10 protein-coding genes are annotated in these 12,112 nt (G+C 72.3%); 5 read left to right on the forward strand and 5 right to left on the reverse strand.

The window, feature by feature from the left end; all coding sequences use genetic code 11:
- Window positions 1–59 precede the first annotated feature (59 nt).
- From ACWFR1_RS27685 to ACWFR1_RS27695, 3 genes are all read left to right on the forward strand, one after another.
- The gene (locus ACWFR1_RS27685; protein ID WP_453555646.1) at window positions 60–644 is read left to right on the forward strand and encodes a TetR/AcrR family transcriptional regulator; all 585 of its coding nucleotides are present in this window, start codon (window positions 60–62) and stop codon (window positions 642–644) included.
- Between the two features lie 118 nt (window positions 645–762).
- A complete protein-coding gene (locus ACWFR1_RS27690) occupies window positions 763–3,024 on the forward strand; it encodes an RICIN domain-containing protein (protein ID WP_453555648.1) in 2,262 nt (753 codons plus the stop codon).
- Window positions 3,025–3,173: 149 nt separating this feature from the next.
- Window positions 3,174–4,448: an NAD(P)/FAD-dependent oxidoreductase gene (locus ACWFR1_RS27695; protein ID WP_453555649.1), complete on the forward strand. Its 1,275-nt coding sequence runs from the start codon at window positions 3,174–3,176 to the stop codon at window positions 4,446–4,448.
- A 73-nt stretch (window positions 4,449–4,521) separates the two neighbouring features.
- Here ACWFR1_RS27695 and ACWFR1_RS27700 read toward each other — a convergent pair whose 3' ends face one another.
- Both ACWFR1_RS27700 and ACWFR1_RS27705 read right to left on the reverse strand, forming a co-directional pair.
- Window positions 4,522–5,118, reverse strand: coding sequence for a TIGR03086 family metal-binding protein (locus tag ACWFR1_RS27700; RefSeq protein ID WP_453555651.1), 597 nt, complete (start codon window positions 5,116–5,118; stop codon window positions 4,522–4,524).
- Window positions 5,119–5,245: 127 nt separating this feature from the next.
- Window positions 5,246–5,401: a hypothetical protein gene (locus tag ACWFR1_RS27705; protein WP_453555653.1), complete on the reverse strand. Its 156-nt coding sequence runs from the start codon at window positions 5,399–5,401 to the stop codon at window positions 5,246–5,248.
- Window positions 5,402–5,476: 75 nt separating this feature from the next.
- On the opposite strand from ACWFR1_RS27705, the gene ACWFR1_RS27710 reads away from it, so the two are divergent.
- Together ACWFR1_RS27710 and ACWFR1_RS27715 are read left to right on the forward strand one after the other, a co-directional pair.
- Window positions 5,477–6,124: an HAD family hydrolase gene (locus tag ACWFR1_RS27710; RefSeq protein WP_453555655.1), complete on the forward strand. Its 648-nt coding sequence runs from the start codon at window positions 5,477–5,479 to the stop codon at window positions 6,122–6,124.
- Between the two features lie 148 nt (window positions 6,125–6,272).
- Window positions 6,273–7,277, forward strand: coding sequence for a helix-turn-helix domain-containing protein (locus tag ACWFR1_RS27715; protein ID WP_453555657.1), 1,005 nt, complete (start codon window positions 6,273–6,275; stop codon window positions 7,275–7,277).
- Between the two features lie 48 nt (window positions 7,278–7,325).
- Here the strand turns inward: ACWFR1_RS27715 and ACWFR1_RS27720 are convergent, their stop codons facing one another.
- From ACWFR1_RS27720 to ACWFR1_RS27730, 3 genes are all read right to left on the reverse strand, one after another.
- A complete protein-coding gene (locus ACWFR1_RS27720) occupies window positions 7,326–9,254 on the reverse strand; it encodes an acyl-CoA synthetase (RefSeq protein ID WP_453555659.1) in 1,929 nt (642 codons plus the stop codon).
- A 137-nt stretch (window positions 9,255–9,391) separates the two neighbouring features.
- Window positions 9,392–10,843: an amidase gene (locus ACWFR1_RS27725; RefSeq protein WP_453555661.1), complete on the reverse strand. Its 1,452-nt coding sequence runs from the start codon at window positions 10,841–10,843 to the stop codon at window positions 9,392–9,394.
- Between the two features lie 159 nt (window positions 10,844–11,002).
- Window positions 11,003–12,067, reverse strand: coding sequence for an Lrp/AsnC family transcriptional regulator (locus tag ACWFR1_RS27730; protein WP_453555663.1), 1,065 nt, complete (start codon window positions 12,065–12,067; stop codon window positions 11,003–11,005).
- Between the last annotated feature and the right edge of the window lie 45 nt (window positions 12,068–12,112).

Here is a 12,112-nt window from a genome sequence, read left to right on the forward strand (position 1 = left end):
GCGGGCAGGGGAAGCCGGACGCGGGTACCGCCCGCCGGGGGCCGGATAGGGTTCGTGACATGGCATCTCGTAGTACTCAGATCCTGGAAGCGGCCGCCCGGCTCATCGCCCGGCGCGGGGTCCGCGGGCTGCGCGTGGAGGAGCTGGCCGAAGAGGCGGGGGTCTCCACCGGTCTGATCTACTACCACTTCAAGGACCGCACCGGAATCCTGCGGCACACGCTGGAGTTCATCAACGCGCGCGCCGAGCGCTACACCGCCGCGCGGGCCGGGACGACGGAGCCGCTGGGCCCCCTCGAGGAGCTCGAACAGGTGCTGCTCCTGGAGCTCCAGGACACCCCGGAGGTGCGGGAGAACAGCACGGCCTGGGGCGAGCTGCGCGCGAGCGCCGTCTTCGACCCCGTCCTGCGCGAGGACCTCGCCCGCGCGACCCTGGTCTGGGTGCAGGAGGTGGCCGGCCTCCTCGGCCAGGTGCGGCCCCTGGCGCCGGCGGCCGGGCTCGCCGCGGCCGCCGAACGGCTCACGGCCCTGCTGGAGGGCCTGAGCATGCGCTGGCTGAGCGGCGGCCTCACGATCGACCACGCGCGCACGCTCATGGCGGAGGCCGTCGAGACGGAGCTCGCCCGGCTGCGGCAGGAGCCGTAGTCCGGAAAGTCCAAGCCCCGCGGTCAAGGGTCTATGTGCACGGCTCGCACCGGGCGCTTCTGTGTAACCAGCCGCCGCCACGAAGGGCTGCGCACGGAGACCAGCCAGGGAGTCACCCTTGTCAACTCCTCGAAGAAGTCTGATCGGTACGGTCGTCGCCGTGACCCTCGCGGTCGCCGGAGGCACCGCCGCGGCACCGGCGAGCCCCCAGGCGTCGGGGGCCACCACCGCCGCGACCGCCACCGCGACCGCCGCCACGTACAGCGTCACCGTCGGTGCGAAGGGCACGTGGTCCCACCCCGACGACACCCCGGCCGTCACCTACGTCGACAAGGACGGCACGTTCTACTTCCAGCAGGCCCACGCGCTCTACGGGTCGACGCAGGAGCGCAAGTGGAACTTCTACACCGGGACGAACTTCGACACCGCCGTCCGGTCGACCGCCCTCAGCGACGCGGTGAACCCGGCGAACGCCGACGACAGGAACAACGACACGACGTGGCGGTGCAACAACAGCCCGACCGGCCTGGAGTCCACCTATCCACCGGCCGGATCGGGCTACTCGCAGAAGAACTTCTGCGATCTCGCCGGGGTGTGGGTCGATCCGGACACCGGTGACTGGTACGGCCTGGTCCACAACGAGTTCACGCCCCAGCCCTTCGGCGACGGCGTCCACTTCGACGGGATCGACTACGCGGTCTCCACCGACCAGGGCAGGACCTGGTCCATCAAGGACCACGTCATCACCTCCCCCTTCAGCACCCGTCGGGGCGACACGGCGGCCTTCCCGCAGCAGACCTACCACTACGGCGACGGCGACCAGCGTCTGTTCGTCGACACCGCGTCGGGGTACTTCTACGCCTTCTACGGCTCGCGCATCGTGGAGAAGGGCGGCGGCTGGAAGGCCTTCCACGCGCACGTGGCCCGCGCCCCCATCTCCGGGAAGATGGCGCCCGGTTCCTGGAAGAAGTGGTACGACGGGGCCTGGACCGAGCCCGGTGTCGGCGGCCGCGAGAGCAACATGACGCCGGTGGGGGGTGCCGACACGACCGGCTACACCCCTGTCGGGAGCGAGTACGACCCGGCGACCCCCGGCACCGTGAGCCAGCAGGTCGCGGCGGGCGAGATGCCGGCCACATCGCCGCTGTTCGTCATGGACATCACGTACAACGCACACCTCGGCCTGTACATCGGTGAGCCACAGGCCGTCGACCAGAGCGGCAACGCGCCCCAGGAGATCTACGCCACCGCCGACCTCACCACCCAGAAGTGGTTCCGTCTCGGCGACACGGGCAGCTACAAGAACGCGTCGTGGTACCGCTGGTTCCTCGACGGGGTGAACAAGACCGGCTCCGGGATCGTCGGCAAGAACTTCCGCTCCTACTGCTCCTTCGGGTGCTCGGGCGGATCGTCGAGCGAGTACGTCAACCTCGCGATCGACTCCTCCGCGCCGGCCGCGCCCGTCGACACGAGCAAGGCCTACCGCATCGCCAGCGCGGGAGGCCGCGTCCTCGCCCAGGTCTCCGGCGGCTCGGCCACCACGTCCGTGCCGTCCGCCACCGGCGCCGCCCTGGAGTCGTGGATCTTCACCGCCAACGGCGACGGATCGCACAGGATCGCCAACGCCGCCACCGGACAGCTCCTCGGCGTCGACTCGGCCACCACCGCCAACCGCGCCTGGGGTACGAAGCCGACGGTCACCGCGGCGCCGGCCGGCGGCCCCACCGTGGGGCAGCAGTGGTTCGTGCTGCGCGGGGCCTCCGCCACGGACGGCTCGCCGGACGGGACGTACCGACTCGTCAACCGCTACAGCGGTCTCGTGATCGGCATGTCCGCCGCCACGAGCCGGCTGGCCGAGACGACCCCCACCCGGACCTGGACCAACACCACGGGCAACGCGGTGGGCGGTACGCGCGGCGCGGCGGAACAGACCCTGACCCTCACGGCGGTCGGCCAGGCGCCGGGCGGGATCCCCGACGGCGACCACACCCTCACCGTGAGCGGAAAGGCCCTGGACAACCCGGGCCACAGCACCACCGCGGGCACGCAGCTGGTCACCTGGACGCCGAACGGCGGCGCCAACCAGACGTGGCGGTTCACCCGCGGCACGGACGGCTCCTACCAGCTCGCCAACGCCGAGTCGGGGCTCTGCGCCGACGTCGACGGGGGATCCACGGCCGCGGGCGCCAAGGTGATCCAGTGGACCTGCACCGGCGGCGCCAACCAGCGCTGGACCATGACGCGACTGGCGAACGGCGCCTACGCCGTCGCCTCGGTGAAGAGCGGCCTCCTGCTCACCACCGCGTCCACCACCAACGGCGCTCCGGTCACCCAACAGGCCGACACCGGATCGTCCTCGCAGCAGTGGACGATCAACTGAGCTGGTTCTGAAGGGGCTCCTCCCGATCGGCCGCCGTCCGATCCGGAGGAGCCCCACCTCTTGACAACTGGTCATGTTCCTGACAGCTGTGGCTGTGCACCACTCCCCACCCGCGAACGGCACCACCCCCCGAAGGGAGCGATCGGCGCATGACCAGGCCTGAGAGCACGGGAACCGACTCCGCCGACTACGACGTCGTCATCGGCGGAGCGAGCCTCGCCGGCAGCGCCGCGGCGATCCTGCTCGCCCGGCGCGGCGCCCGCGTCGCCCTGCTGGAACGCCGCTCGGACCCCGAGGCGTACAAGGTGCTGTGCACCCACTCCATCACGGCCAACGCCTACCCGGTGCTGGAGGAACTCGGCCTCGTCCCCACTCTCGAGAAGGCGGGAGCCGTCCGCAACGACGCGCGCTGGCACACCCGTTGGGGATGGATCGAGCCGAGGGCCGCACCCGGGGGACCCGCGCTCCCGTACGGGTACAACGTCCGGCGCAGCACCCTCGACCCGCTGATCAGGTCCCGCGCGGCCGAGACCCCCGGCGTCGATCTGCTCCTCGGCCACCAGGTGACCGGACTGGTCCGGGAGGCCGGGCGAACCGTGGGGGTGCGCGCGTCGACACCGCACGGTGAGCGCGAGATCCGCGCCCGCCTGGTCGTCGGCGCGGACGGCAAGGACTCGGCCGTGGCGAAGTACGCCGAGATCCCCCTCCGCCGGCACGAGAACACGCGGTTCGGCTATCTCGCGCACTTCCGCGACCTCCCGCTGCGCGACGGGATCGCGCACGTCTGGTTCCTCGAACCCGACATGGCGTACGCGTTCCCCAACGACGACGGCGTGACCGTCATGGCGGTGCTCCCGGACAAGAAGCGTCTGCCGGCCTTCCGGAAGGACCTGGAAGGCAGCTTCGCCGCCTTCGTCCGCGCCCTGCCCGAGGCGCCGCCCCTCGACTCCGCCGAGCGCGTCACGAAGATCATCGGGATGGTCGACCACCCGCTGCACAGCCGCAGGCCGACCGCCCCGGGCGTCGCCCTCATCGGCGACGCGGCCCTGACCGGCGATCCCCTCTGGGGGGTGGGATGCGGGTGGGCCCTGCAGTCCGCGCGCTGGCTGGCCGAGGCGGTCGGCCCGGCCGTGACCGGGCGAGGCGACCTGGACAAGTCCCTCACGGCGTACGCGCGAACGCACCGGCGCCGGCTGGCCGGTCACCAGTTCCTGGCCGCCGACTTCGCCAGGGCCCGCCCCTTCAACCCGGTGGAACGGCTGATCTTCTCCGCGGCGGCACGCGACGCGTCGCTGGCGCGGCACATGCACCTGTTCGCGTCCCGCCTGATCGGCCCGCTGCGCTTCCTGAACCCGGCGGTGCTGGTCAGGGCCGCGGCCGTCAACCTCGGCCACCGCGCGAAGGCCACGCCACCTACGCGCTGAGCCGTGCCGGACCGGCCCCGTCCGGTCCGAGCAGGTTCGCCGGTCGTCCCGTCAGAAGACCGCCGGACCGGCCCTAGGCAGGGTGCCAGTCGGGGCGGCGGCCGCTGAGGCCGATCACGCGGTCCAGTAGCGGCGCGTCGTCAGGGACCGCGACGACGGGGCCGAAGAAGCCCTCGTCGGGGGCGTCGCCGGCCGGGGCCAACAGGGCCTCGCAGACCCTCAGTTCCTCCTCGCTCGCCTCGTACGGCCGGCCCGTCGCCCGCGCCAGGTCCCAGCCGTGGATCAGCAGTTCGTCGAGGGCGATGCGGCCCATGACGGCGGCCGGCAGGTCGACCCCGCCCGCCTGGGTGTCGCCCTCCCAGGCGTCCGGCTCCCGCCAGGCGGCGGCCACCTCGGCCAGTGCCTTCGGCAGGGCCGTCCGCCAGTCGTCCGCCAGGACCGGCCGGGACGTGCCGGGCGGCGTGCCGGTCGTCGGCCCGAACCGCTTGCGGGCCGCGTCGCGGAAGGCGACGCTGAGCCCGGCGAGGTGAGCGAGCAGCTCCCGTACCGCGTAGTCGGGACAGGGCGTCGGATCGTCGAGCCGCTCGTCGGCGATGCCCTCCGCGAGCCGGGCGACGCGCTCCGCGGCGGCCCCGAGATCGATCTGATCCTTGAGGGAGGTGTCTTCCATACGGGGTGGACCGCCGGGCCGTCCGAAACTCATCGCTCCGCGGGGAGAGGAGCCGGTGCCGTACGTGAACCCGGTGCGGTCACCGTCTGTACGGCGACCGCACCGGTCCGGCATGCGAGCGGAGACCTCAGTCGTCCAGCTCCAGGCGGTGGACACCGCCCTGGTCGACGCCGGCGACGAGGTACCGCCCGTCGGCAGAGGCCGCCAGGGACAGGGCGTCCGTGTTCGGCATGCCCCGGGAGATGTTGCGCCAGGTCAGCCCGCCGTCGGTGGAGCGCAGCACACCGGTGGGGGTGAAGTCCGTCCAGCGGGTGTTGGTGCCCGCGTAGAGTGCCGCGGCGTCTACCCTGCGGGAACGATGAAGCCGATAGAACTCGTGATATTCGACTGCGACGGTGTCCTGGTCGACACCGAACGCCTCGCCGTACGTCTCCAGGTCGCGCTCGGAGCGGAGTTGGGCTGGCCGCTCACCGCCGACGAAGTGGTCGAACGCTTCATCGGGCGCTCCAAGGAGTCGATCGTCGGCCGGCTCACCGAGCGGCTCGGCGAGCGGACGGCCGGGCTCTGGTGGAACCGGCTGATCCAGCGCCACCGGGACGCGGTCGATCTCGGCCTGGAGCCGGTGGACGGACTGCCCGAGGCGCTCGCCGCCCTCACCCTGCCCACCTGCGTCGCCTCCAGCGGTTCCCACGAGAAGATGCGCCACACCCTGGGCCGCACCGGGCTGTACGACTTCTTCGCCGGCCGGATCTACAGCGCGAGCGAGGTCCCCCGCGGCAAGCCCGCGCCCGATCTCTTCCTGTACGCCGCCCGGCGGATGGGCGTCGACCCGGCGGCCTGCGCGGTGGTCGAGGACAGCGGGCCCGGCGTCGCGGCGGCACGGGCGGCGGGGATGCGGGCCTTCGGGTACACGGGAGGCCCGACGCCCGCCGAACGGCTCGAAGGCGCGGGCACCGTCGTCTTCCACGACATGCGCGAACTGCCGGACCTGCTCGCCGGACGGTGACGCTCGACGGGGGGCGCCTGACGGCGTACGGGCATGCGCCGCGTGTGCCGTGCTGAACGGGCGCCTCATCTCCGTTGAATCCCCGTTTATCGCGTATTGATCGCCGCGGCCTACGCTCGCCCAGCCGACGATACGAACGGGGTACGACATGCTCCGCATTCATTTCAGCGATACCGATCTGGCGAGAACCAGGATCGCCGCCGCGCCCGATCCGCTCTGGGAAGTCGCCGCGAGCATGCACCGATTGCAGTCGCGCAGAGGGCGGTGGGCCTATGCCGGGTGGTACCGCATGGCACGGCAGCGGACGCGCGAGAAGGAGCTGGGGCGTGTCCTGCGGAGCGTCTTCCTGCCCTTGTACCCGAGGGCCGCGTACTTTCCGGACTTCCTCACGCCCGCTGACGCGGTGGGAGACCTGGACGCCGGACTGGAATCCGTTCTGGCCACGCCTCCGCGGCAGGTCCTGAAGGAAGTGGCCCTCCTCGACCGGGCCAGCGGCGCTCCCGCGTGGGCCGGCCAGCTGGCGCGGCTGGACGCGCGCAAGGAGTTCGTGGGGATGCTGCGGGCGTACCACGACGCGGTGATCGCCCCCTACGAGGAACAGGCGCAGGCCCGGATCGAGGCGGAGCGGGCGGCGCGTGCCCGTGGGCTTCTGGACGGCGGAGTCCACGGCATGCTTTCGGGACTCGGACCGATGCTGCGCTGGCGCCCTCCCGTCCTGGAGGTCGCCTATCCCCGGCAGGTCGAGGACCGGGACCTGTATCTGAACGGACGGGGGCTCACTCTCGTCCCCTCGTACTTCAACTGGGGTGAGCCGGTCGCCTTCGCCGACCCCGAGATGCCGCCCGTGCTCTGGTACTCGCTCCTCCACGAGCCGAGCCCCCCGGACGCCCCGCAGGGCGTCGACGCCCCCGAGAAGTCCTTGGTCACCCTGCTCGGGCGCGCCCGAGCGGTCGCCTTGCGCGCCGCTGCCACCGGCGCCACGACCGGTGAGATCGCCCGTGCCGCCGGGGTCTCGGCATCCTCCGCCAGCAGACATGCCACCGTGCTGCGCGACGCGGGCCTCGTCACCACGATCCGGAACGGCCCGACAGTTCTGCACACCCTCACCCCGGCGGGGGCGTCCTTGCTGCGCGCCGCGGGCCCGATGTGGTGACCTGACCAGTACGGGCGAACTCCTGGTAGCCGCGAGCGTCGGTGGCGATCACCCGTGACCGCCGGCGTCGGCGAAGGCCCAGTCCACGCCGTACGGGGCGAGCTGGGCGGTGATCCGGCGGCGTAGGCCGGGGTCGGAGACCGGAGGCAGGGACACCACCGGGCGGCCGTTGATCAGGTCGCACCGGACCTGCTGGTCGGCGTCGGTGAAGCCGAGGGAGGCCAGGGCGCCGGCGAAGGCGCGCCGGGTGGCGTCGAGATGCAGGGGCACCTTGGACGGCTTGCCGATGTCGGTCAGGGGCAGCGCCGCCAGGACGATGACGTCCTTGGGGGCCGCGGCCCGCTCGGGTACGTGTCGTGCGGCGAACGCGAGCAGTTCGTCGGTGCCGGGGGCGGTCCCGCCGGGGGCCAGGGTGACGTAGACGACCGGGACTTCGCCGGAGTGCGGGTCGGGGCGTCCGACGGCGCTCGCGCCGGTGACGGCCGGGTGGGCGAGGAGCGCGTCCTCGATGACGGCGGGGTCGATGTTGTGGCCGCCGCGGATGATCAGGTCCTTCGCGCGGCCGAGCAGGTGGATGAAGCCGTCGGCGTCCACACGAGCGAGGTCACCGGTGTTGAGCCAGCCGTCGCGCACGGTGCCGAGGGAGTCCACGCGCGGTCCGTCGGCGTCGTGGCCGACGACGTAGCCGGGGAAGACGGTGGGGCCGCTGATGGCGAGGACGCCGGGTTCGCCCTGCGGGAGGTCGTGCCAATGGCCGTCGCTGTCGATCCGTACCGTCTTCACCCGCTGGTAGGGCATGCGTTGGCCGGCCGCCTCGGGCCGCTGGTGTCCGCGCAGGAAGCTCCGGGCGCTGCCGCAGGTGGCCTCGGTCAGCCCGTATCCCTGGCACAGCGGGACGCCGGTGTGGTTCTCGAACGCGGCGCGTACCGCCGGCGGCAGGGGCGACGCCCCGACGATCGCGAAGCGCAGCGAGGTGATGTCCGCGTCGAGGGGCACCCGGGCGAGTCCGGCGTAGACGGTCGGAACGGCGGACAGGGTGGCGATCCGGTAGTGCTCGACGATCTTCCAGATGACCTGGAACAGCGCCGGATCACGGTAGCCGAGGGGACCGGCCCACACGCTGCGCTGACCGCGCAGCAGCGGTGCGAGCAGGGTGACGACCAGGGCGTTGACGTGGAACAGCGGCAGCCCGGCGAAGAGTACGGAATCGGGGTCCAACGAGCTGTTGGCCGCGATCATCCAGGCGTCGGTGACCTCGTTGGCGTGGGTGTGCGCGGCCAGCTTGGGGGCGCCTGTGGTGCCGCCGGTGTGGAAGTACGCGGCCAGGTCACCGGCTTGCGGGGGCACGAGACCGGGACGGAGTTCCGTCGGCTGGGCGGTGGCCGCGACGTGCAGATAGGCGACCTCGACCCCCTCGACCGGCTCCAGGGCGGGCGCGGCACCGGGCGCGCCGACGGGGCGCAGCGCGAAGAGTGCCGAGCAGCGGAGCGATGCCGCCACGGTGCGGGCCGTGAGCCATGAGGCGGGGTCGAGCTCGGGTCCGGCCGCGACCAGGATCCTCGCCCCGCCGAGCGCCAGCAGGCGCTCGGCGTGCTCGGCGGCGAGGGAGGGGTTCACCGGCGCCGCGATGCCCGCGAGCTGAGCGGCCAGGAGCGTGGCGGGCAACAGGCCGGTGTTGGGAGTCAGCAGGCCCACGGCGGTGGTGCGGCGGACACCGTGCTGGTGGAACAGGTTCGCGATGCGGTGCACCTCGTCGCGCAGTCGGGCGAAGCCCACGGTCTCGCCGCGCGTCCACCGCTCCGCGCTGGGCAGCACGGTGAGAGCCGGCCGGTCGGGCCACAGCGCGGCGGCGCGGGCCAGGACGTCGTAGGTGGAACCCGGCAGGCCGCGCTCCTTCAGGGGGACGGACTCGATGGACGTCAGGTCGTCCGGCTCGCCGTACGTCGGCCAGAGCGGCTCGGCTTGAGGGGTGCTCACGGGAACTTCCTTTCGTGCGAGGGCTGGTGGAGCGGGGGCGTGACGAGGCGCGCGAGACCGGCCGGCCCGGCCGCCCGTGGCGGGGCGACGCGCGGGTCGGTACTCGGGGGCGGTGGTGGTGAGGTGAGGAGGCGGGCCTACGCCAGCCGGTCCTCGATCTGCGCGTACGACCAGGGACGCAGGATCTCCAGGGCCTTGCCGACGCGGAAGACGGCCGGGTCGTCGTACGGGTGGCCGACGATCTGGAGGCCGGTGGGGAGTCCCCAGCTCGACATTCCGGACGGCACGTTGAGGACGGGGCAGCGGTTGTTGATGTTGAAGGGGTTCGTCATGGCGCACCACAGCGTGTCGGCCACCTCCTCGCCGTGCACCACGACCTTCTCGCCCGCGAGGTCGTCGCCCGCGTGCCAGCCGGGGATCGCGGTGGTCGGGCAGAGCAGGGCGTCGAATCCGGTCATGGCGGTGGCGAGCTCCCGCTGCAGCCGGTGCTCGGCGCGCAGGGAGTCGAGGTAGCTCACCTGGGTGCGGGCGTACGTCATGGTGTCGGCGAAGGCGACCGCGTAGGGGCTCAGCAGCTCGCGACGGGTCTCGGCGGCCTCGATGACGAGGGCGCCGAAGATGGTCGAGAAGTGGCCGGCGATCGAGGTCAGCAGGTCGACGTGGGTCCAGGGGAGGGTGATCTCCTCCACGCGCGCGCCGGCGTCGGACAGGGCCTGGGCGGCGGCACGGGTGTTGGCCTCGACCTCCGGATGGACGTCGTACTCGCCCAGCCGTACGCACAGGGCGATCCGCATACCGCTGACGTCCTCGTACGCGGTGGGAAGCGTCAGCTTGGGGCGGATCGAGGTGTGGTCGCGGGGGTCGGGGCCGGCCAGGACGTTCTGGAAGGCGAGGGTGTCGTCCACCGTGCGGGCCATCGGGCCGTCACCGCGGTAGTGGTCGGCGGTGAGCACACCGAGCCCGGGATTGCGGCCGTACGGCGCCTTGAAGCCGACCGTTCCGGTGAAGGCCGCCGGGATGCGGGTGGAGCCGCCGATGTCGGAGGCGGAGGCGAGCAGGGCCGTGCCCGCGGCGAGGGCGGCGCCGGAGCCGCCGGAGGAGCCACCGGGGGTGAAGTCGAGGTTCCACGGGTTGCGGGTGACGCCCCACATGCGGGAGTGGGTGTAGGTGGAGAGCGAGAACTCGGGAGTGGTGGTGCGGGCGTGGATGATGCCGCCGGCGTCGAGGATGCGGTCGATCACGGGAGCGTTCTCGGTGGCGATCCGTCCTTCGTGGACGAGGGAGCCCTCCGTCAGGGTGCGGCCCAGGATGGAGTGCTTCTCCTTCGCCGCGACCGGGATGCCCTCCAGCGGGCGGGGGGTCAGGCCGTTCTTGCCGAGGTAGCGGTCCTCGGCGTGCCGGGCCTGCTCCAGGGCCTCGTCGAAGAGGCGCTCGCTGAACGCGTTGATCCGAGGTTCGACCTTCTCGGCGCGTTCGACGACCGCGCGCATCAGCTCGACGGGGGACACCTCACGGCGGGTGAAGAGCCCGATGGCCTCGGTGGCGCTGAGGTGGACAAGGCCGTCGCCGGCGGGCGTGTGGCTGGACATGGGCGTCCCTCTCGGTCAATGGGCTGAGGCCGGCCGGTTGGCCGTCTGCCGGTGGTGTCAGCCTCATGGACCGGTCCCACCCGCCCCGCGGATTGCACGGATCCGCCACGAGCGGGGACCGCGTGCGGGAAACCGCAGCACGCGCGGGCGGGGGGTGATTCAGACGACCGGGGCCCACAGGTCGATGGGAACGAAGCCGGTGCTGCGCCCGTCGTCGGAGAGCAGGCGCCCCATGCGCTTGATCCAGCGCAGGTTCACCGCGCGATTGAGTACGCGCACGGAGGCGATCCTGACGGCGGCCTGGGCCTCGTACCGGGCGAGGTCGTCCAGGGCGTGCAGCCACACGACGCTCAGCAGATTGGCCTCGGAGGCCACCGACGCCGCCATACGGGTGCTCCGCAGCCGACTCAACTCGTCACCCGCCACGGCGAGTTGCGCAGGCGAAACGGACATCCAGATCGTCGCCGAGCTGCGCCAGCCCGAGTGCACATGAGCGGTGTCGACACGCAGTACCGCCCTGCCGCCGTGCAGCAGGGAGTGCAGCAGCCGCCGCACCGTCGACTCGGGGCGGTCCAGCTCGGCGGCGATCGAGGCGACGGAGCGCCGGCCGTCCCGCGCGAGGGCGAACATCAGGACGCGGTCCTCGGGTGCGAGGGCCGCGGCGGCGTTACGGGAGGCACTGTCCTCGGCCTCCGCGAGGTCGCGCCGCTGATCACGCGAGAGCGAGTCCATGCGCCACTCGCTTCCGTCCTGGTACAGGTGCTGCACCAGATGGGTGCGGGTGGCGGTCACCGCCTCGTCCCGGCCGAGAGCGAGGACGTACGCGGTCATCGACGCCTTGGTCGCCGTGGCCACCGTCAGGAGCAGGTCGCACGATCCGGCCACCAGTTCCACGCTCATCGCCTGCGGGTGCCGCGCGATCCGGTCGGCGAGGGCCTCCCGGGCCTGCGGCACGCACGACACCTCGATCAGGGCGAGGGCTCCGTGCGCGACCTGGGAGGGAGCCGCGTGGCAGGTGATCCACGCCTCGCCGGAGGAGCGCAGCCGGGCCCAGCGCCGCGAGAGCGTCGCCGCGTCCACACCGAGCGGGCGGGCCAACTGCGCCCAGGGGGCGCGGGGCGCCATCTGCAGGGCGTTGACGAGCGCGAGATCGAGTTCATCGAGTGTTCCCCGGGACGGGGTGTCGGCCGCGGCCGGGCCGACCGATGCTGCGGATCCATGCATGTGAGCGCCTCCCAGCTGCGGATTCTTGCAATTTCGGGCTGGTGC

Source organism: Streptomyces sp. NPDC055103, assembly GCF_053607625.1.

Bases quoted from the DNA above. Each gene is read 5' to 3' on its own strand.
- ACWFR1_RS27710 (WP_453555655.1), top strand. From the start codon at position 5,477: ATGAAGCCGATAGAACTCGTGATATTCGACTGCGACGGTGTCCTGGTC.
- ACWFR1_RS27700 (WP_453555651.1), bottom strand. From the start codon at position 5,118: ATGGAAGACACCTCCCTCAAGGATCAGATCGATCTCGGGGCCGCCGCG.
- ACWFR1_RS27730 (WP_453555663.1), bottom strand. From the start codon at position 12,067: ATGCATGGATCCGCAGCATCGGTCGGCCCGGCCGCGGCCGACACCCCG.
- ACWFR1_RS27695 (WP_453555649.1), top strand. From the start codon at position 3,174: ATGACCAGGCCTGAGAGCACGGGAACCGACTCCGCCGACTACGACGTC.
- ACWFR1_RS27715 (WP_453555657.1), top strand. From the start codon at position 6,273: ATGCTCCGCATTCATTTCAGCGATACCGATCTGGCGAGAACCAGGATC.
- ACWFR1_RS27685 (WP_453555646.1), top strand. From the start codon at position 60: ATGGCATCTCGTAGTACTCAGATCCTGGAAGCGGCCGCCCGGCTCATC.
- ACWFR1_RS27725 (WP_453555661.1), bottom strand. From the start codon at position 10,843: ATGTCCAGCCACACGCCCGCCGGCGACGGCCTTGTCCACCTCAGCGCC.